Source organism: Desulfovibrio sp. Huiquan2017 (assembly GCF_017351175.1).
Taxonomy (GTDB): Bacteria; Desulfobacterota; Desulfovibrionia; order Desulfovibrionales; family Desulfovibrionaceae; genus Pseudodesulfovibrio.
In genome coordinates this window covers 59,913-79,129 of the sequence record NZ_JAFMPN010000008.1, presented here as the reverse complement: position 1 = coordinate 79,129, position 19,217 = coordinate 59,913, and the positions used below count along the sequence as shown (strand labels likewise).

Sequence of the window (19,217 nt, the reverse complement as noted above, 5' to 3'; positions counted from 1 at the left end):
TCTCGGTCATTCGTTCGATCAATGATTTATCTGCATGGAGTGGCACCCGGGTATGCCGAAGTTTTCACTGTAGGCATGGGCTCCACCCCTGTCAACTCAGGCCCGCCCGTCTCTCTTCGCCCGGAGGCCTTGAAGTCCGCCTTGCCCATCTGCCGGATTGATCATTGACATATTGAATGATCGGGACGCACGGGGCCCCGATGTTGGCCGACAGGCAAGGATTTCCCCCCAAGGGGCATTTCGACATAGTTGCAAGGAGTCTGCCAAGAAGACCACGAGCACCGGACATGCCGCCAACCAAATGAAACGAGTATCTTTTATTTTCCCGGGCCTCGCCCGCGATGGCAGCTTCCCCGACGCCCCGGCGAGACCCGCCGGAAATCGTCAAAAACTCGATCCGATCGTTTGAAACAAGCCATATTGACCATGCGCCCGGGCTAATATACCTTCGCCGCACATTTTCACCACCCAAACTTGTTAAAGGAAGCGCCCGATGGAGCAAATCGACCGCCCCTGGCTCAAATCCTACGATCCGGATGTTCCGCCCACGCTGGATTACGAAAAGATCCCCCTGTTCAAGTTCCTGGACAGGGCCGCGCACAAATGGCCCAAACGCAAGGCCATCGTTTTCCGCAACTGGTCGATCACCTACGCCAAGCTCAAGACGCAGACCGAAATCGTGGCGGCCAACCTCCGCGCGGCGGGTATCCGAAAGGGCGACAGGGTGGCGCTGATGCTGCCCAACCTGCCCCAATCCATCATCGCCTTCTGGGGCGTGCTCCGGGCCGGGGCCGTGGGGGTCATGACCAATCCCCTGTACATGGAAACCGAGATCATCCACCAGTTCAATGACGCCGGAGTGCGCTGCTGTATCACCCTGGACATGCTCTGGCCCAAGCTCGAAAAGCTCCGCGACTCCCTGCCGGTGGAAAAATTCTTTGTGACCACCATCGGCGAGGGGCTGAAGTTTCCCCTGAATCTGCTCTACTGGCTCCAGGCGAAAAAAGGCGGACACACCCACAAGGTGCCCTATGACGGCAAGACCGTGCTGCCCTTCAAGGCCCTGACCAAGGGGCGCGAACGGTTCACCAACGACCGGGTGGTCCCCGAGGACATGGCCCTGTTGCAATACACCGGCGGGACCACGGGCGTGTCCAAAGGGTGCATCCTGACCCATTTCAACATCGGCGCGAATATGCAGCAGTGCCAATCCATGATGTTCACCCTAGGCAAAAAGCGGGAGACCTTCCTCGGCATCCTGCCCTATTTTCATATATATGGGCTGACCACCTGCCTGGCCTGGCCGACCAGCCTGGGCGCGACACTGGCCCCGTTTCCGCGCTACGTGCCGCTCGACGTGCTCAAGGGCATCCACAAACTCCGCCCCACGGTATTCCCCGGCGCGCCCGCCCTGTACATTTCGCTGTTGCAGCAAAAGGACATCGACAAGTACGACCTCAATTCCATCGAAGTCTGCGTATCCGGGTCCGCGCCCATGCCCGTGGAGTACATGGAGCAGTTCCTCAAGCGCTCCGGCACCTCCATCACGGAGGGATACGGCCTGACCGAGGCCTCGCCCGTGACCCACTTCAACCCGCTGATCGGCAAGAGCAAAGACGGCTCCATAGGGCTGCCCTTCCCGGACACGGATGCCAAGATCGTGGACATGGAGGTCGGCGGCGACCCCCTGCCCCCGGGCAAGCGCGGCGAACTGGTCATCCGAGGCCCGCAGGTCATGAAGGGCTACTACAACCGGCCCGACGCCACGGCCGACGTGCTCCGCAACGGCTGGCTCTATACCGGAGACATCGCCACCATGGACGAGGAAGGCTACTTCTACATCGTGGACCGCAAAAAGGACCTGATCATCTCCGGCGGGTACAACATCTATCCGCGCGAGATCGACGAGGTCCTGCACAGCCATCCCAAGATCAAGGAGGCCGTGTCCGTAGGCATCCGCCACGAGGCGCGCGGCGAAATCGTCAAGGCCTACGTGGTGGTCCAGGACGGCGAGCGGCTCTCCCGCAGCGACGTCATCTCCTACTGTAGGGAGAAGCTGGCCAACTACAAGGTCCCGCGCCAAGTGGAATTCCGCGACGACCTGCCCAAGACCATGGTCGGCAAGGTCCTGCGCCGCGCCCTGCGCGAGGAGGAGGAAGCCAAAGCCGAGGCCAAAAAACTGCGCCGGAACGGAAAAAAGAACGCCAAGACCGGGCAAGAGGCCGAATAACCGCCGACCAGCCCCCGTTCCATCCCGTCTTCGCAAGGCCGGTTCCCGTCAGGGACCGGCCTTTTTCGCGCCCCCGAAACGGCGCCGCTTCCCTTCTTCGCCAGATTGCAGGCACACAATGGATGATTCTCCGATCTTTTTCTGACATTAATGAAAAATTTAGCACCCCCAAAAATTTCTTTTTGAGAAATTTCGCGCCCATTTATTCTAAAAGTACGCAATTTATCCAACCATACCGGGAGATTTGCAAAATTGTACTATTGGAAATCACTTCCTCTCACTCCCTATATCGTGTATGAATCATCACTGTTCCGATCAGCAACCATAATTCCTATGAGAGGAGGAGTAATGAAACTGAGTTTGCACAAAATGGGCCTGCTGGCTCTGGCGTTCGTTCTGAGCTTTTTGATGATTGTCCCGGCCTTTGCCGCCGACACCATCAAAATCGGCTTCAACCTGCCCCTGACGGGCGACATTCCCGAGGTCGGCGACGGCTCCAAGAAAGCCGCCGAGATGTACCTCAAGGACATCAACGACGCCGGCGGCCTTGAGGTCGGCGGCAAGAAGTACCAGCTCGAATTCGTCTACATGGACAACGAGTCCAAGGCCGAATCCGCCGTCAACGCGGCCCTGAAGCTCATCGAGCAGGAGAACGTGGTCGCCATCATCGGCCCCAACTCCTCCAAGCAGGCCGTGCCCGCCGGCGGCACTTGCAACGACAACCGTTGCCCGATGATCACCCCGTGGTCCACCAATCCCGACACCACCAAGGATCGCCCCTGGGTCTTCCGCGCCGCCTTCCTGGATCCGTTCCAGGGTCCCGTCGCCGCGGACTTCGCCTCCCAGAAGTTCGGCGCCAAGACGGCCGCCGTCCTCTTCGACGTGTCCAACGACTATTCCAAGGGTTTGGCCGAAATCTTCAAGAGCGCCTGGGAAAAGAAGGGCCTCGGCCCGGTCGTGGCCTTCGAGTCCCACGGCACCAAGGACCAGGATTTCTCCGCCCAGTTGACCACCATCATCAAGGCCAACCCGGACTTCATCTTCGTACCCGACAACTACAATCAGGTGGCCCTGATCGTGCAGCAGGCGCGTGACCTCGGCTACAAGGGTCCCTTCATGGGCTCCGACGCCTGGGGCACCCCCGACCTGATCAAGCTCTGCGGCGAGCAGTGCTACGGCAACTACTTCTCCACCCACTACGCCGCGGCAGGCGCCGCCGGCGCCACCAAGGTCTTCATCGACCGCTATGAGAAGGCCTACGGTTCCACCCCGGCCGACTACGCGGCCCTGACCTGGGATTCCATCGGCCTGCTCGTCCAGGGCATCCAGAACGCAGGCAAGGTGGACCCCAACCCGCGCAAGGAGCGCAAGCTCATCCGCGACGGCCTGGCTTCCATCAAGTCCTTCGACGGCATCACCGGCAAGTCCAAGTTCGACGAACAGGGCGACCCGATCAAATGCGCCGTCGTGGTCAAGATCTCCGACCAGGGTGAATTCGTCTTCGAGCAGTCCGTCTGCCCGTAGACGCGCAACGGCACCGATTGAGGTGAGCGGGGGCCGACGGCCCCCGCTCTTGTATCCCCCCGCCGAGGCATCCGGCGCCCCTTGGCCCAAGAGCCGAGACTTTTTCCCCAGGGAAGGCTACCGTGGATTTCATCATTCAAAATATCATCAACGCCCTGCAGTGGGGCAGCTTCTACGCGCTCATCGCGTTGGGCTACACCCTGGTGTACGGCGTGCTGCGCCTGATCAACTTCGCCCATGGCGACATCTTCATGGTCGGCGCATACATCGCGTTTTTCGTGGCCGGATTCATGCTCGGCCCGGCGCTCGGGCTGTCGCCCATGGCGACATTCCTGCTCGCCGTGCCGCTGACCATGTTCCTGACCGCCTGCGTGGGGGTGACCCTGGAGCGCATCGCCTACCGGCCCCTGCGCCGCAAGGGGGCGCACCGCCTCTACGTGGTCATCACGGCCCTCATGTGCGGCTTGATCCTCGAATACTCCAACCTGGCCGTGCTCGGCGCCAGCCGGTTGAAGTTCCCCGAGCTGGTCCACAAGACCATCTGGAACATGGGCGGCGTGACCGTGACCAACCTGAAGGTCATCGTCATCGTCGCGGCCGTGGCCGTCTTCGTCATCCTCAATTTCATCGTCACCAAGACCAAGATCGGCATGGCCATGCGCGGTATCTCCTACGACAAGTTCGCCATCCCGCTCATGGGCATCCCCATCGACCAGATCATCGTCTTCACCTTCATCCTGGGCTCCGGTTTCGCGGGCCTGGCCGGACTGCTCTTCGCCATGTCCTACCCCGTGCTCGAACCGTTCATGGGCATGATCATCGGCTGGAAGGCGTTCATCGCGGCCGTTGTCGGCGGCATCGGCGACATCCGGGGCGCATTCTACGGCGGATTCCTGCTCGGCTTCATCGAAGTCGGCGTGGTCACCGTGTTCCCGTCCACCTACCGGGACCTGTTCGCCTTCACCATCCTGCTGATCATTCTCTGGATGAAACCGACAGGACTGTTCGGCATGCCGCAGTCCACCAAGATCTAGGCGGGCAAGACGCATGCAGAAATACACCTTCAACATCCTCATGGCATTCCTGGCCGTGGCCCTGCTGGTCCTGGCCCAATACCGCATTCTCGACAACTACATCCAGGCGGTCATCATGTTCGGGGGCATCAACATCATGATGTCCACCTCGCTGAACCTGGTGAACGGCAACATGGGCGAGTTCACCTGCGGCCACGCAGCCTTCATGTGCGTGGGCGCCTACGTGGCCTCGATCCTGTCCGTGCTCTGCTTCGGCGACAAATTCGGCGACCCCCTGCTGCCCGCGGCGGCCTCCTACTTCGTCTTCCCGGTCATCATCCTGCTGGGCGGTGCCGTCGCGGCCGTATCCTCCATCCTGGTGGCCCTGCCCTCGTTCAAAACCCGCGACGATTATCTGGCCATCATCACCATCGCCGTGAACTACATGGTCATCTCGGCCATCGAGAACATGGACTTCGTCGGCGGCTCGCGCGGCTTCCAGGGCATGAAAGACACGGTCTGGGCCATGGTGGACAGCACCCCGTCCTGGCTGGCCGGGGACAACGATTTCCCCTGGGTCCTGCTCTACGTGATCCTGTTCACGGCCTTCGACGTCTGGGTCATCCGCCGGTTCATCACCTCGACCTATGGCAAGGGCGTCAACGCCGTGTGCCAGGACGAGACCGCGGCCGAGATCATGTCGGTGAACACCAACAAGATCAAAACCGTAAACTTCATGATCTCGGCGGGTCTGGCCGGATGCGCGGGCGGTCTGTTCGCCCACGTCATCGGCTACGTCAACCCGCAGTCCTTCAACATCCTCAAGTCCACCGAGGCCATGGTCATGGTCTACCTGGGCGGCATGGGCTCCCTGTCGGGCGCGATCATTTCGGCGGTGGTCTTCACCTTCCTGCTCGAAATCCTGCGCTCCCAGGCGCTCATCGATTTCCTGATGGCCCCGGCCACCTTTGTCTTCCCGGATTGGGAACCATCGGCGGGCGTCATCAAGTGGGTCATGATTCCCCTGCTCCTGGTCCTGATCATGCAGTTCAGGCCCGAGGGCATCATGGGCAACAAGGAGTTGTCGGACGTGTTCCCGAAACTCAAGAAATACTACACGTTCAAATAGGGGGCTGTTCATGTCACTGCTTAAAATAGACAGCCTCACCCAGCGGTTCGGCGGCCTTCAGGCGGTCTCCGAGTTCTCCGTGGACATGCAGGGCGGCGAACTGATGGGCCTCATCGGCCCCAACGGCGCAGGCAAGACCACCATCTTCAACCTCATCTCCGGTTTCTACCAGCCCACCGAAGGGGCCATCACCTTCGGCGGCAAGCCCACCAAGGGGCTCAAGCCGCACCAGGTCACCTCCATGGGCATCGCCCGGACCTTCCAGAACATCCGCCTGTGGCACGACATGACCGTGTTGGACAACATTCGCATCGCCCAGCACTACCGCCTCGGGTATTCGGTCTGGGATTCCGTGATACGCGGCAAAAAATACCACAAGCGCGAAGCGCGCATCCTGGAGATCGCCGAAGACCTCCTGGAGGCCATGTCCCTGACCGACGTGGCCATGGAGTTCCCCAAGAACCTGCCCTACGGGCTGCAACGCCGCGTGGAGATAGCCCGAGCCATGTCCATCCGGCCCAAGCTCCTGCTCCTCGATGAGCCCGCGGCAGGGCTGAACTCCAAGGACGTGGAGGATCTGATCACCCTGGTCCGCTGGATCCACGAGCACTTCGACATCACCATCTTCATGATCGAGCATCAGATGAAGGTCGTCACGTCCCTGTGCCAGTGGATCAAGGTCATCGACTTCGGCTCAACCATCGCCGAGGGCACCCCCGAAGACATCCAGAGCAACCCGGCCGTCATCAAGGCCTATCTTGGAGACGACAACATATGACCACTCCCTTACTCGAAGTCGAAAACCTCTACGTCAAATACGGCAACATCGAAGCCCTGCACGGCATCTCCTTCACCGTGGGCGAGGGAGAAATCGTCACCCTCATCGGCGCCAACGGCGCGGGCAAGTCCACCACGCTCATGTCCATCGCCCAACTGCCGCCACCCGAGGCCCCCAAGGTCATCCAGGGCGACATCCGCTTCAGGGGCACGTCCATCCTGGGGATGCCAGCGGACAAGGTGGTCGCGGACCTGCACATGGCGCTGGTCCCCGAGGGGAGGCACATCTTCGGCAACCTGACCGTCGAGGAGAACCTCAAGCTGGCCACCTACTCGCGCAAGGACGGGCAAGGGGAGATAGACCGCGACTACAAGCGCGTCTACACCCTGTTCCCGCGCCTGGACGAGCGCAAAAAACAACGCTCCGAATCCTTGTCCGGCGGCGAACAACAGATGCTCGCCGTGGGCCGCGCGCTCATGTCCGGCTGCCGGGTGATCATGCTCGACGAGCCGTCCATGGGCCTGGCGCCCCTGCTCATGTACGACATGTTCCGGACCCTCAAGGAACTCAACGAGGAAGGCATGACCATCCTGCTCATCGAGCAGAACGCCAACCTGGCGCTCAAATTCGCCCACCGAGGCTATGTCATCGACACCGGCGAAATCGTGGCCCAAGGTTCGTCCGCCGACCTCATGGACGACCCGGAGGTCAAGCGGGCCTATCTCGGCGGCTAAGCCACGCTCCCCGCCACGCACGCGTTCCGGCGCGGTTCCGATGCTCGGGACCGCGCCGTTCCCGTCTGGCACGCCTTGTGCTGAGAACCGTAGAGGGGAAAATCATTCCCCCAGGAAACGGCAACAGCGGGAGTATGTCCATGTCAATGACCATAGGATCGGATCTTATCGCCAACACCTATACTCTGCTCCGCGCCTCAATGGAGGAAACACAGCTCCACCAACAAGCCGAGGCGCTGGACGCGAAGTCCAAAGAAAGCAATAAAAACACCGGGCTTGCCTCGGAAATATCCGCCCTTCTGGACCAGATACCCAAGGGGGACGACAACAAACTTTCGTTCCAGGAGGTGGAGGACTACCGCAAGAGCCTGGGCGACAAATGGGACGCCTCGGTCATGGCCGACCTGAAGAAGCTCGGCGTGGACGTGTCCTCCGAGTTCGCCATGACCTACGACCCGAAGACAGGCAAAGTCACGGTCCCGGCAGACACCAAGGACGCCGACGTGATCAACAAATATTTTGAGGACAACCCGAACAAGGTCCAGGAATTTTATGACATCATCCAGTTGGGCAAGCTGACTGCCACGGCCTCCACCCAGCTCTCCCAGAGCCAGAAGATGGTCGATCTGAAGCAGCAGACCCTTGCCTGGTGGTACGCGGACAACACCAATCCCTCAAGCTGGTTCGACGGCGGCGGACTCCTGGCCTTCAGTCAGAACGCCTCCAAGTCCTACACCGGCCTCAACCTGTTCGTGTAGCGACCGGTCCGGGGAAAACCGGACAGCCCGATCCGCAGTATAAAAAAAGAGGCGCACCATCTACCATGGTGCGCCTCTTCTGACTTGCGGAGTGTCGTGTGGCCTCAAAGGGAACGGCCCCACGAGCGGCGTTGATGGCCCGCCGCGGCGGGCTTTGCCGACACGGGCCGTTATTCGACCACGGTCGCCTTGGTGATGACCACGGGCTCCAGCGGCACGTCGTCATGGAAGCCATGACGGCCGGTGTCCACATCCTTGATCTTGTCCACGGTGTCCTGGCCTTCCACAACCTTGCCGAACACGGCATAGCCCCAACCCTGGGGGGTTTCGGAGGAGAAGTTCAGGAAGCCGTTGTCCTTGACGTTGATGAAGAACTGGGACGAGGCGGAATGAGGATCCATGGTCCGGGCCATGGCCAGAGTGTATTTGTCGTTGGTCAGGCCGTTGTTGGCCTCGTTCTTAATGGGCGCGCGGGTCGCCTTTTCCTTCATGTCCTTGTCCATGCCGCCGCCCTGAACCATGAAGTTGGAGATGACGCGGTGGAAAATCAGGCCGTCGTAGAAACCTTCCTCCACGTACTGCTGGAAGTTGGCTGCGGTCTTAGGGGCCTTATCGAAATCGAGTTCGATGACGATATCGCCCATGCTGGTTTCCATCTTGATCATGACTGTACTCCTTTGTGCCGGGCCGCACCCGGCGTGATGTCGTTTGGGGGGTTCCCATTACCAGAGCGCGGTCCGGCTGGCAAATCGGCCGCCGCAGGCCCCGCTTCGTCCCGGGTCTACGGCAGGAACTCGGGCGAGCCGGACACCATGCCCTTGACCTCGGGTCCTTGAAACCCGGGATCGAAGAACATGCCGGGCTCACCCGCCATTTCCCGTTGCTGCCGCACCAGGGCCGGGTCTTCGACCCGGAAGGTCAGCAGCGAGCCGAGCTTGAGGATGTTCCGCTCGATGACCAGGTCGCCCTGGGGTTCCAGAATCTCCGTTTGCTTGGCGGAATGCAGGCTCTCCCGGCTGAAGCTCACAGGCGGAGGTCCGTCCACGAAGCCCGTGACCAAATAGGCCAGGGCCATGCCGGCGGCAACGGGTTTGAGCACCCGCACCATCCCCGTCCAGGTCAGCCAGGCCATGCGCTCCCCTATCCCTTGAGGGCCTTGACGATGGTTTCCTGATCCTCGGCGGTCAGGTAGGGATGCATGGGCAAAGCGAAGATGCGCGAGGCAGCGTCCTCGGACACCGGGAAATCGCCGAGCTTGTAGCCGAGGTAGGCGAACGCCTTCTGGAGATGCAGCGGCTTGGGATAGTAAATGCCCGACGGGATGGACGCCTCGGCCAGCCGTTCCATGACTTCGGTACGCTGCTCGGTGTCCCGGGCCAGGACGCAGTACTGCGCCCAGACCGAAACGTTGCCCTCGGGCACGGACGGCGGCGTCAGGCCGTCCACTTCGGACAGCAGTTCGGCATAACGGGCGGCCACTTCCTGACGCTTCTCGATTTCGCCGGGGAAAATCCCGAACTTGGCCAGGAGCACGGCAGCCTGCATGGAGTCCATGCGGGCGGTCAGGCCCAACCGGTCGTTGTCGTAGCGGTCCTTGCCCATGCCGTGCACGCGGATGGAGACCAACAGCTTGTGCAGCGCCTCGTTGCGGGCGAAGACCATGCCGCCGTCACCGTAGCAGCCGAGCGGTTTGGCCGGGAAGAAGGAGGTGCAGGCCAGGTCGCCCAGGGAGCATACGGACCGCCCTTTGTACGTCGCCCCGAAGGACTGGGCCGCGTCCACCACCAGGAACAGGCCGGAATTGTGGACCAGGGGCTCAATGGCGTCGTAGTCGGCGGGCTGGCCGAAGAGGTCCACGGTGATGACGCCCCGGGCCTTGAGGTCCGTGCGGTTTTCCTTGACGTCGCGGATCTTGCGCCGCAGGTCGTCGGCGTCGATGTTGAAGGTCACGGGATCAATGTCCACGAAAATCGGGGTCGCGCCGAGCAGGGCGACCACCTCGGCCGTGGCGATGAAGGTGAACGGCGTGGTGAAGACCGCGTCGCCCGGCCCCACGCCCAGGGCCATGAGGGCCATGAGCAGGGCGTCGGTACCCGAGGAGCAGCTCACGGCGTGGGACACCCCGGTGTACTTGGCCAGGGTGGTCTCGAGTTCGCCGATCTCCGGACCCATGACGTAGGCGCCGTGTTCCAGCACGCCCTCGATATTGTTTTTAATCTGATCTTCAATCTGTCTGTACTGCGTTTTCAGGTCAATGAACGGTATGCTCATGATTATAATACTCGCTTGTAGGAGTGGGTGATTGTGTACCGGCAGTGTCTCACGAAAGACCGTGCCGAACAAGAAATTTACCGCGCCCCGCCCCGTCGCCGGGCGGCCGCGGCGGCCACGAACCGCTCGGCCCAGCCGGGCGCGGCCAGGGCGTGGATGTGATTGTACCCGGCCCAGGTATTTTTATGCAGAAAGCCGTCCCGGCCCAATGCGCTCCCCTGGCCGCGCAGCATACGCAGCCCGTGGCGCAGCTCCGCCGCGCCATCGGATACGCACATGGAGTAATGAAACTCGTGTCCCAGAACGCGCTCGCCCCGGGGAAAGAAAACCGTGTCCTCGACCACCTCGGCCTCGGTGTAGCCAAGCCCCTGGGGACGGGGGCAGAAGGTGGTGGTCAGGGGAAAGACGCCCGCCATGGCGTGGGTTCGCCCGTCGATCTCCAAGGCGTCGCACAGGACCATGAACCCGCCGCACTCGGCGTAGATGGGCATGCCCGCCTCGGCCAGGGAGCGAAGGTACCGGAGCGCAGGCTGGTTGGCCGCGATGCGCTCGGCAAAAACCTCGGGGAATCCGCCGCCCAGGTACAACCCGTCAATCTCGGGCCAGGGTTCGCCGTCCAGCAAGCTCAACCGGACCAGTTCGGCCCCGGCGTGCTCCAGGGCCTCCAGGTTCTCGGGATAATAGAACCACAGGGCCGCATCGCGGACGTAGCCGATGCGCGCGGCCTTGGGGACCGCCGAGCCGGGGAAGATCGGGCCGGGCTCGGGGCCGAACTCCGGAGCCGCGTCCGCCGCCGCCAGAAGCCCGTCCAGGTCCAGCCAATCCTCGGCCAGATCGGCCAAGGCGTCCAGATGGGCGGCCCCGTCGTATTCCTGATCGGACATGAGCCCCATGTGCCGCTCGGGGATGGGATTCCGGCCCATCTTGGGGAGCATGCCGAGCACGGGCACATCGCTGTAAGTTTCCATGGAGCGGCGCAGCACGGCGCGATGCCGTTCGCCCGCCGTGCGGTTGAGGATGACGCCCGCCAGGTTCAGGCCGGGCTCGAATCCGGCGCACCCTTGGACGATGGCGGCCACAGTGCGGGTCATCTTGGTGCAGTCGATGACCAGGGCCACCGGCGCGTCGAGCATACGGGCCAGTTCGGCGCTGGAACAGGAGCCCCACTCGTCCATGCCGTCAAACAACCCCCGGTTGCCTTCAATGAGACTGACGTCCGCGCCCCGGGACTTATGGAAGAACACGGAACGGATGACGTCTCTGGAATGGAAAAACGGGTCAAGGTTCGAGCATGACCGGTCCGCGGCCAAGCCGAGCCACTGGGCGTCGATGTAATCCGGGCCCTTTTTGAACGGGGCCACGGTCCGGCCGCGACGCGTGAAAGCGCGGACCAACGCCAGAGAGACGATGGTCTTGCCGGTGCCGCCGGACAGTCCGGCCAGGAGTATACGGGGGATAGGATTCGCCACGTTGCGCACAGGTCCTTGTAACCAAGAAAGCCTTGCCCGTCATCCTGGAGACGAGGGCAAGGCTTGAAAACCAAAAGAAACGAAGGACTAGCCTTCGCCCTCGGAAGCGGCCTGCTTGCCGACACCGGCCAGACCGTACATGGTGGTGGACCCGGAGGACCAGAACACCATTTTTTCTTCCTGAACCAGCTCGGTCAGGAGTTTTTTGACAGCGCGGCTTTTCTCGTCGGGGAAAAGCTTAGTGAAATCATTGAAGTAGAATTTCGTCTTGGTGTTAGACTTCTCTTCGCAGAATTTAAGGATTTCAGCCTTGCCGGCTTCAGGATCGAGTGCCATGACGGCCTCCTTTGTTTAGACCGGGGCGCGGCCAGGCCGCGCCCCGGTTTATCATTATTCTACCACTTGAACTGCGTGGTCTGGCGCCAAGTGTAGTACGCCGGATCACGGAAGTCATCGATCAGGTGCTCGGAGAAGGGCAGCTCACATTTCTCGAAGAAACGTTCCCAACCGATGCGGTTGGCCCAGTCGCCCAGGCGTTCGTACTTGTTGGCATCCGCGGCGTAGGTGTCGAGGATCTTCTTGATCACCTTGGTCATCGTGGGCCAGCGAGGCGGCTCGTTGGGGATGAAGGGGACCACGACCTTGGAGAAGGCCGGCTTGGTGATGCGGTTGGAGATCTTGCCGCCAACCATCAGGGCGATACCGTCGCCGTCCTTGTCCGCCAGGGGCATGGAGGGGCACATGGTGTAGCAGTTGCCGCAGAACATGCAGCGTTCCTGCTTGACCGCAACGGTCTTGTAGGTCTCGCCGTCGATCTCGATCTTGGACGGGCGCACTGCGCCGGTGGGGCAGGCGGCCACGGCCAGGGGAATCTCGCACAGGTTGTCGAGATACTTGTGGTCCAGCAGCGGCGGCTTGCGGTGGATGCCCAGGATGGCGATGTCGGAGCAGTGCACGGCGCCGCACATGTTCAGGCAGCAGGCCATGGAGATGCGCACCGGAGCGGGCAGCTTCATGCTCTGGAAGTCATCGAAAACGACGTCCATGGTGGCCTTGACGGTACCGGAGGCGTCGGTGGCCGGGGTGTGGCAGTGGACCCACCCCTGGGTGTGGACGATGTTCGTCACACCGGCGCCGGTGCCGCCGACCGGGAACTTGTGCGCTCCGCCGGGGAACTTCTGGTCGTTCAGGAAGGACTTCAGTTCCTTGGCGGCCTCTTCGGTCTCGACCTGGAATTCGAGGTTGTTACGAGTGGTGAAACGGACGTAGCCGCCGGAGAACTTGTCGGCGATGTCGCAGATTTCACCGATGTGGGTGACCGACATCAGGCGGGCGGTACCGGCGCGGACCGTATAGGTCTTGTCGCCGGACTGGGCCACGTGCAGCAGGATGCCGGGCTCGATGATCTCATGGTAGTCCCATTTACCAAAGTTTTCTTTGATAACCGGGGGCAGGTACTCGCCGAAGTGACGAGGACCGATGTCGGAAATCCGACCTTCCATCGGTTTAGCGGGATTGTACCCAGAAGAAATAAAAGCCATATCGATACACTCCTCTTTTTAGCGCTGGTGACGCTTGCGGAAATCGTTGATGTCGCGATCCCAACCACCTTCGACATCTTCGGCTTTCCAGAAGATGTAGGGGTTGTGACGAGGCTCCTGAACCTGACGGGGATCGACGGGCACGCCGGCGGCATCGATCAGAGCGGACATGCCGAGACGCTTCATGGTCTCACCGATGCGCTCACGGTTCTTGCCTTCTTCCATCCACCAATCCCAGATGTTCTCGATGAGATCCTTAATGGACTGGTAGTCGTCTTCCTTGTTCACTTCCATGAAGGGAACCAGGAGAGAGCCCATCTGGGGACCGTCGAGGATGGGGGCCTTGGCGCCGCACAGGACAGAACAACCGCGCTCGTCGCCGACCTTCAGCGCGCGAGGCATGGTGTTGATGCAGTGCATGCAGCGGACGCATTCCTTGTCGTCGATGGTCAGTTTGCCGTCGGCGTAGGTGATGCACTTGGAAGGACACAGGTCCACGACTTCCTTCTGGATGTCGAACGCACCCCAGTCGCGGCCCGCGTGGGCACCGGCGTTGGGAGCGATCTCGCCGCCGACGTAGGCGGCCACGGCTTCCTGGTCAACCTTGATCTGGTCTTTCCAGGTACCGATGAAGGAAAGGTCGGAACGGGCGATGGCGGCCACGCAACCGTTGGGGCAACCGTCGAACTTGAACTTGAACTTGTAGGGGAACGCCGGGCGATGGAGCTCGTCCTGGTATTCCTGGGTCAGGTTGTAGCACAGCTCCTGCGTATCGTAACAAGCGTACTCGCAGCGGGACATGCCGAGGCAGGTGGCGGGGGTACGCAGGTTGGAGCCGGAGCCGCCAAGGTCGATTTCCAGGTCGTGAGTCAGTTCCCAGAAAATTTCCTCAAGCTGCGGGGTGGTGGTGCCCAGGAACACGATGTCGCCGGTGGCGCCGTGCATGTTGGTCAGACCGGAACCACGAAGCTCCCAAATCTTGATCAGGTTGCGCAGCAACTCGGTGTTGTACCACTTGCCGTTGGGCTGAGCCACGCGCACGGTGTGGAAGTGCGCCACGCCGGGGAACTTCTCCGGCTGGTCACAGTAACGGCCGATGACGCCGCCGCCGTAACCGAAAACGCCGACGATGCCGCCGTGCTTCCAGTGGGTTTCGCCGTCCTCGTAGGACATTTCCAGGACACCCAGCAGATCTTCGGGGCAATCGACGGGAATCTGGTAATCCAGACCCTTCTCGTTCTTGGCTCGAGCGTCAGCCTCCTGTTTGATGTCGGATACGAAGCTGGGCCACGGGCCGGTCTCCAGCTGATCCAACATAGGAGTTTTGTGTTTCGCCATTCCCTTAACCTCCATTGTTTGATTAAGATGTTGCCATCAACCATTTTTTTGCGCCCGGGCCGGTGAATGGTGAAAAAAATCACGCGGAGCCAAGACGCCTTACCTACGTAACGTAAATACCTGGAATAACGGCAATTGCGCCAATATTCACAAGGTATGCAGGGCTGTCAATGTACTGGACGGTTCAGTTTTCTGTCAACCGAAATATCCAAGAACCCATTGTCAATCCTCAATTTGCAGCTTCAAGCACACTGCGGTGCGGGGTCTGTCCGGCACTCCCGGCCTTGCCTTCGCGGCCGAGCCGGAGTATCGGACCCTTGGCACAGGATATGGACCGCCATAAGCGTTACCGCAAAAGGGTATAAGGAGCAACACAAACTTGCAAATTCCAACCACTAACGAGCCGCAATGCAGCCGTTGCGGGCAGTGTTGCCGCAAGGGCGGCCCGGCCCTCCACACACAGGACCTTCCGCTCATCCAGGACGGCACCATCCCCCTGGCCGACATCGTCACCCTGCGCGCCGGGGAATGGGTTTACGATCAGCCCGCGGGCACGGTCGTGCCGCTCACGGCGGAGATGCTCAAGATCAAAGGCCGCGACGGCGCCTGGACCTGCATCTACCTGAGTCCCGAGAGCAATCTCTGCGCGGTCTACGCCACTCGGCCCGCCGAATGCGAGATCCTGTTCTGCGCGGACACCGGCCCGCTTCAGGCCATGTACGAAAAGGACAGACTGACCCGCGCCGACCTCTTGCCCGAGGGACACCCCCTGCTTGAGCTCATGGCCGAGCACGACCGCCGCTGCGACCCGGCACGCATGGAAGAGCTGGTCCAGGCGGCCCGCGATGGCGACCGCGAGGCAGGCGAGACGCTCAAGGAGATGGTCGTCTACGACATGGAGCTGCGCCGGCTGATCCCGGAAAAATCGGGCATGGCCCCAGAGCTGAACGACTTCCTCTTCGGCAGGCCCCTGCGCGTCCTGCTCGGCGCCATGAACGTCAAGGTCTACGACATGGGCGATACGGTCCGCTTCAACTTCCAAGCCTAGGAGAATACGCCATGAAAGATGAACGCGGCGTCTACTACACCCCTTCCCTGCAACACCCCGAGGTGCGCATGTATGTGCGCGAAAATGAGGGGGAAATTGAATTCCGCCTGTACAACCCAGACGAACCGGTCATCTGGGAAAAGCATCCCTGGGTCGCTTACGGAGCCATCGAGGCGGCTGCGGCCATGTTCCGCGAGAAAAACACCGACCGCAATCCCCTGGCCCTTTACGACCTGAGCATCGCCCGCAAACTCCTCGGCGAATAACGGCCCGGCAACCCGCCGCGGCATCCCGCCATTTCACGCCGCCCGGCCCTGCCGGGCGGTTTTTTTTGCCGAACGGGAAATTCTCCCACAACAGCGGGCCAACAACAGGAAGTTCCCCTATTGTATTTGCCGACGAAGTGTGAGCCTATGCACACAGGTCAATGACAACAATTGTTTTCCCGGCAATCCCCGCCGGGGACTCCCCCCGAAAGGCTCCAATCACCGCCATGGAGCCTTTCTTTTTTTGAGCGCGGCTTCCGGTTGCAGCGCATCCGCCCAGTCTCCATCGGGCCGCCTCCTCAGAACACGGACGCAGTGCGCCACGGCAAAACGCCCGCCCCAAAAGACATGGGCACGCCATCCTCGCCAGCCGGACTCCGTGCGGCTGCGAAAGCCGCCATCCGGTGCCGACGTGAAGACCACCTTCAAAAGGTAAAAAGCCTTCGGCTCATTCCTGGCCAAAGGCTTTTTACATGCCCCGCCCGCGAAGCGGCGACAAAGAGTTTAGGAAAAGGAAGGGATGGGGGTCCGGGGGAAGGGGAGGAATGCCCCTTTTCAAAGGTTTTTCCTCCCCTTCCCCCGGCCGTCGGAGACGTCTGCCCCACGCCTACCCCGCTGCGCGGGCGCAGTCGGGGCAGAGACCCTCAAGGTGAAGGTCCACATGGCTGACGGCCAGATTGAGGGCGTCGGCCACGGCGGATTCGTCGAAGTGCAGGTCTTCGTTGGCGATGCACCGGACGCGGCCGCAGGCGGTGCAATGGAAGTGGCTGTGATTCCGGCCCACGCAGTAATGCTGGGCGCGTTCGCCCGAGTTGAAGCGATTGATCGCGCCCTTCTCGGCCAACAGGTCGAGGATGCGGTAGACCGTGACCCGGTTGAGCTTATGCTCACGCAGGACCTCGGCGTGCACCTCCCCGGCGGTCACAGGCCGGTGGTGCGCGACCACGGCGGACAGGACCAGAATGCGGTTGAGGGTCGGTTCGAGGCCGGTCTGCTCCAGGAATTCCCGGGCGGCTCCGGCCGTATCGTGCAGCGTCATGTCCATCTCCAAAGGATCGGGTTAGCGGAGCGCCTGGTCAAAGGCGTCGGCCGCGTGCAGCAGGTTATCCCGCCAGTCCGCCGCCAGAGGATCAAGGGGCACCACCTTGGCGTGCAGCTCCGCGGCGATGACGTCGGCGCTGCGCTGGGAGAACTGGGGTTGGACAAAGACCACGGACACGCCCAGTTCACGGCCGTGCTCGACGATCTCGGCCAGATGTCTGGGGCTCGGTTCACTGCCGCCCGCTTCGATGGCCACCTGGTTCAGGCTGTAACGCTTGGCGAAATAGCCCCAGGATGGATGGAAGACCATGAAGGTCCGCTTGTTCGCCGGAAGGCCCGCCAAGGTCTTGGCGATGGAGGCGTTCAACCCGTCCAGGTCCTTGAGAAATGCAGCCAGGTTGGCCTCGTAGACGGCATGGTGGGCCGGATCGACCTGAACCAGCCCCGTGCAGGTGTTCCGCGCGATGGTCTTCACGCGCACGGGGTCGAGCCAAATGTGCGGATCGAGGATGCCGTGATCGTGCTCCCCGTGCATCCCTTCGTGCTCGGCTTCGTGCTCGTGCTCCTCATGCAGGCCCTCCCCGTCATGATGATGGGCGGCCATGGGAAATTTCTCCACGCCCTCCTGGGTGCGGACCACGAGCATGTCGCGATTGGCGTCTGCCAGCTTGGGCAACCAGGTGTCCTCCAGGTTGACGCCGATGGCGAAATAGACCTGTGCCTGGGCCAGGGCGGTCATCTGTCGGGGGCTGGGTTCGTACATGTGCGGATTGGCCCCGGGCAGAACCAGCACGCTCACATCCACCAGATCCCCGCCGATGCGCTCCACGAAATATTGCTGCGGCAGAATGGACACGAATGCCCGCACCTTGCCCTGCGCCAGCGCGGGCCCGCCCCAGGCCAGGACCAGCCCGAGCGCGGCCAAAAACACCTTTTTCATCAAATGAGAAACCGCCATGACAACCTCCCTGGGTCGCAATGTTGCAGTGTTCGAATCAAGCAAACAAATTACACTTTGCAACACAGTTGCATGCATGTCAACACCCGCCAGGAAGAAGGCCGCGCCAACAACACGGCCCGGCCCGGGAATACCTCCGGGTCGGGCCGACCTATAATTCGGACAATGTGAAAAAAAACGCTACTTGATGACGGCGGCTCCGGCCATGGCTACGCTCTCATCCTCGTCCACGGTGCCGCCGGACACGCCAATGGCGCCGATGATGACGTCGTTCTTGTCCACGAGCAGCACGCCGCCGGCAAACAGGATCAGACCGTCATTGCTGGCCTCGATGCCGTACAGGGGCTGGCCGGGCACGGACGCGGCGCCCAGGGCGCGGGTGGTCATGTTGAAGTAACGGGCCGTGACGGCCTTCTTGATCGAAATGTCGATGCTGCCGAGGAAGGCGTCTTCCTGGCGGTAGAAGGCCTTGAGGTTGCCCCCGGCGTCCACGATGGCGATATTCACGGGGACCTTGATCTCTACGGCCTTTTTCAACGCGGCCTTGAGAATGGCTTGAGCCTGAACCAGGGTGATATCGCCGGGCAGGGTCTTGACCGGGCCTTCCGCGAAGGCGGGCACGGAAAACAATGCGATGCAACAGGCAAGAAGGGCGGGAATCAGAATTTTTCGCATACCAAACTCCTACTCGAATACTTGGGCCGCTCCCCCCGGTTCCACGCTGAAGCCGAGCCATGGTTACGGCTAGTTGGGGCTAAGTTACCTTTTGGGGAAAATACCTGCAATACTTAATTGCCAAAAGACGCGGCCATTTCCGCCCCTGCCCGTTCTCGGAAAGGTATTCCAAAATCACCCTGACCCTTTGCAGGGGCGACACTTTGCTCTTTTCCAACAGACTGGATTCCATCCCTAAATATTGAACAAACACGAGATCGCATGAAATTCCCTGTCGAGGGGGGCGACCACGGCATCGCACAACTTCACACTACGTCCGGGATGGAATAAACAAATCGGAGCCAGTGAAGGCGGTCCTGCTCGTTTCGCATGGGCCGAAAGGCACACAAATTGCGACCACACGTCCATGCAGTTAGACACGAAGGACGGCGACTATCCTTTTTC

General features: G+C 61.3%; 19 protein-coding genes. 9 read left to right on the top strand and 10 right to left on the bottom strand.

Translation table 11 applies throughout. From position 1 onward, the window contains the following. The first annotated feature begins 493 nt into the window (after positions 1–493). From J0909_RS08075 to J0909_RS08045, 7 genes are all read left to right on the top strand, one after another. Positions 494–2,230, top strand: coding sequence for a long-chain-fatty-acid--CoA ligase (locus J0909_RS08075; protein ID WP_207261950.1), 1,737 nt, complete (start codon positions 494–496; stop codon positions 2,228–2,230). A 348-nt stretch (positions 2,231–2,578) separates the two neighbouring features. Further along, positions 2,579–3,754: an ABC transporter substrate-binding protein gene (locus J0909_RS08070; protein WP_207261949.1), complete on the top strand. Its 1,176-nt coding sequence runs from the start codon at positions 2,579–2,581 to the stop codon at positions 3,752–3,754. Between the two features lie 122 nt (positions 3,755–3,876). Further along, positions 3,877–4,788 carry a branched-chain amino acid ABC transporter permease gene (locus J0909_RS08065; protein WP_207261948.1) on the top strand — a complete coding sequence of 304 codons (912 nt, stop codon included), beginning with the start codon at positions 3,877–3,879 and terminating at the stop codon, positions 4,786–4,788. Between the two features lie 13 nt (positions 4,789–4,801). After that, positions 4,802–5,896, top strand: a complete 1,095-nt coding sequence (locus J0909_RS08060) for a branched-chain amino acid ABC transporter permease (RefSeq protein WP_207261947.1) — start codon at positions 4,802–4,804, stop codon at positions 5,894–5,896. A gap of 10 nt (positions 5,897–5,906) precedes the next feature. Then, complete coding sequence (locus J0909_RS08055; RefSeq protein ID WP_207261946.1) at positions 5,907–6,674, top strand: ABC transporter ATP-binding protein; 768 nt, start codon at positions 5,907–5,909, stop codon at positions 6,672–6,674. Next, a complete protein-coding gene (locus tag J0909_RS08050; RefSeq protein WP_207261945.1) occupies positions 6,671–7,408 on the top strand; it encodes an ABC transporter ATP-binding protein in 738 nt (245 codons plus the stop codon). The genes J0909_RS08055 and J0909_RS08050 overlap by 4 nt, the downstream gene beginning before the upstream one ends. Before the next feature lie 140 nt (positions 7,409–7,548). Next, complete coding sequence (locus J0909_RS08045; RefSeq protein WP_207261944.1) at positions 7,549–8,166, top strand: hypothetical protein; 618 nt, start codon at positions 7,549–7,551, stop codon at positions 8,164–8,166. A gap of 170 nt (positions 8,167–8,336) precedes the next feature. Here the strand turns inward: J0909_RS08045 and J0909_RS08040 are convergent, their stop codons facing one another. The 7 genes from J0909_RS08040 to dsrA form a co-directional block, all read right to left on the bottom strand. Beyond that, entirely contained in the window at positions 8,337–8,831 is a 495-nt protein-coding gene (locus J0909_RS08040; RefSeq protein ID WP_207261942.1) for a peptidylprolyl isomerase, read from the bottom strand. Between the two features lie 116 nt (positions 8,832–8,947). Beyond that, positions 8,948–9,298, bottom strand: a complete 351-nt coding sequence (locus tag J0909_RS08035; protein WP_207261940.1) for a hypothetical protein — start codon at positions 9,296–9,298, stop codon at positions 8,948–8,950. Positions 9,299–9,306: 8 nt separating this feature from the next. After that, positions 9,307–10,437 (bottom strand): DegT/DnrJ/EryC1/StrS family aminotransferase, encoded by a 1,131-nt coding sequence (locus J0909_RS08030; RefSeq protein ID WP_207261938.1) that lies wholly within the window; start codon positions 10,435–10,437, stop codon positions 9,307–9,309. 77 nt (positions 10,438–10,514) lie between these two features. Continuing rightward, the gene (locus tag J0909_RS08025) at positions 10,515–11,906 is read right to left on the bottom strand and encodes a cobyrinic acid a,c-diamide synthase CobB (protein ID WP_207261936.1); all 1,392 of its coding nucleotides are present in this window, start codon (positions 11,904–11,906) and stop codon (positions 10,515–10,517) included. 87 nt (positions 11,907–11,993) lie between these two features. After that, a complete protein-coding gene (locus J0909_RS08020) occupies positions 11,994–12,242 on the bottom strand; it encodes a dissimilatory sulfite reductase D family protein (protein ID WP_207261935.1) in 249 nt (82 codons plus the stop codon). Between the two features lie 59 nt (positions 12,243–12,301). Further along, complete coding sequence (dsrB, locus tag J0909_RS08015) at positions 12,302–13,447, bottom strand: dissimilatory-type sulfite reductase subunit beta (RefSeq protein WP_207261933.1); 1,146 nt, start codon at positions 13,445–13,447, stop codon at positions 12,302–12,304. Positions 13,448–13,465: 18 nt separating this feature from the next. Further along, a complete protein-coding gene (gene dsrA / locus J0909_RS08010) occupies positions 13,466–14,785 on the bottom strand; it encodes a dissimilatory-type sulfite reductase subunit alpha (protein ID WP_207261932.1) in 1,320 nt (439 codons plus the stop codon). Between the two features lie 379 nt (positions 14,786–15,164). Between dsrA and J0909_RS08005 the strand changes: the two genes are divergently transcribed. Together J0909_RS08005 and J0909_RS08000 are read left to right on the top strand one after the other, a co-directional pair. Beyond that, positions 15,165–15,833, top strand: a complete 669-nt coding sequence (locus J0909_RS08005) for a YkgJ family cysteine cluster protein (protein ID WP_207261930.1) — start codon at positions 15,165–15,167, stop codon at positions 15,831–15,833. Positions 15,834–15,844: 11 nt separating this feature from the next. Further along, positions 15,845–16,099: a hypothetical protein gene (locus J0909_RS08000; protein WP_207261928.1), complete on the top strand. Its 255-nt coding sequence runs from the start codon at positions 15,845–15,847 to the stop codon at positions 16,097–16,099. 607 nt (positions 16,100–16,706) lie between these two features. On the opposite strand, the gene J0909_RS07995 is transcribed toward J0909_RS08000, so the two are convergent. The 3 genes from J0909_RS07995 to J0909_RS07985 all read right to left on the bottom strand — a co-directional run bounded on the left by J0909_RS07995 (position 16,707) and on the right by J0909_RS07985 (position 18,773). Further along, on the bottom strand, positions 16,707–17,138 hold the full coding sequence (locus tag J0909_RS07995) for a Fur family transcriptional regulator (protein WP_207261926.1): 432 nt from the start codon (positions 17,136–17,138) through the stop codon (positions 16,707–16,709). A 21-nt stretch (positions 17,139–17,159) separates the two neighbouring features. After that, the gene (locus J0909_RS07990; RefSeq protein WP_207261924.1) at positions 17,160–18,098 is read right to left on the bottom strand and encodes a metal ABC transporter solute-binding protein, Zn/Mn family; all 939 of its coding nucleotides are present in this window, start codon (positions 18,096–18,098) and stop codon (positions 17,160–17,162) included. 180 nt (positions 18,099–18,278) lie between these two features. Then, a complete protein-coding gene (locus tag J0909_RS07985; protein ID WP_207261922.1) occupies positions 18,279–18,773 on the bottom strand; it encodes a GlcG/HbpS family heme-binding protein in 495 nt (164 codons plus the stop codon). Positions 18,774–19,217 lie beyond the last annotated feature (444 nt).

Bases quoted from the DNA above. Each gene is read 5' to 3' on its own strand.
- dsrB (WP_207261933.1), bottom strand. From the start codon at position 13,447: ATGGCTTTTATTTCTTCTGGGTACAATCCCGCTAAACCGATGGAAGGT.
- dsrA (WP_207261932.1), bottom strand. From the start codon at position 14,785: ATGGCGAAACACAAAACTCCTATGTTGGATCAGCTGGAGACCGGCCCG.
- J0909_RS08070 (WP_207261949.1), top strand. From the start codon at position 2,579: ATGAAACTGAGTTTGCACAAAATGGGCCTGCTGGCTCTGGCGTTCGTT.
- J0909_RS07985 (WP_207261922.1), bottom strand. From the start codon at position 18,773: ATGCGAAAAATTCTGATTCCCGCCCTTCTTGCCTGTTGCATCGCATTG.
- J0909_RS08045 (WP_207261944.1), top strand. From the start codon at position 7,549: ATGTCAATGACCATAGGATCGGATCTTATCGCCAACACCTATACTCTG.
- J0909_RS08050 (WP_207261945.1), top strand. From the start codon at position 6,671: ATGACCACTCCCTTACTCGAAGTCGAAAACCTCTACGTCAAATACGGC.
- J0909_RS08040 (WP_207261942.1), bottom strand. From the start codon at position 8,831: ATGATCAAGATGGAAACCAGCATGGGCGATATCGTCATCGAACTCGAT.
- J0909_RS08055 (WP_207261946.1), top strand. From the start codon at position 5,907: ATGTCACTGCTTAAAATAGACAGCCTCACCCAGCGGTTCGGCGGCCTT.
- J0909_RS07990 (WP_207261924.1), bottom strand. From the start codon at position 18,098: ATGGCGGTTTCTCATTTGATGAAAAAGGTGTTTTTGGCCGCGCTCGGG.
- J0909_RS08020 (WP_207261935.1), bottom strand. From the start codon at position 12,242: ATGGCACTCGATCCTGAAGCCGGCAAGGCTGAAATCCTTAAATTCTGC.
- J0909_RS08075 (WP_207261950.1), top strand. From the start codon at position 494: ATGGAGCAAATCGACCGCCCCTGGCTCAAATCCTACGATCCGGATGTT.
- J0909_RS08060 (WP_207261947.1), top strand. From the start codon at position 4,802: ATGCAGAAATACACCTTCAACATCCTCATGGCATTCCTGGCCGTGGCC.
- J0909_RS08030 (WP_207261938.1), bottom strand. From the start codon at position 10,437: ATGAGCATACCGTTCATTGACCTGAAAACGCAGTACAGACAGATTGAA.
- J0909_RS07995 (WP_207261926.1), bottom strand. From the start codon at position 17,138: ATGACGCTGCACGATACGGCCGGAGCCGCCCGGGAATTCCTGGAGCAG.
- J0909_RS08035 (WP_207261940.1), bottom strand. From the start codon at position 9,298: ATGGCCTGGCTGACCTGGACGGGGATGGTGCGGGTGCTCAAACCCGTT.
- J0909_RS08000 (WP_207261928.1), top strand. From the start codon at position 15,845: ATGAAAGATGAACGCGGCGTCTACTACACCCCTTCCCTGCAACACCCC.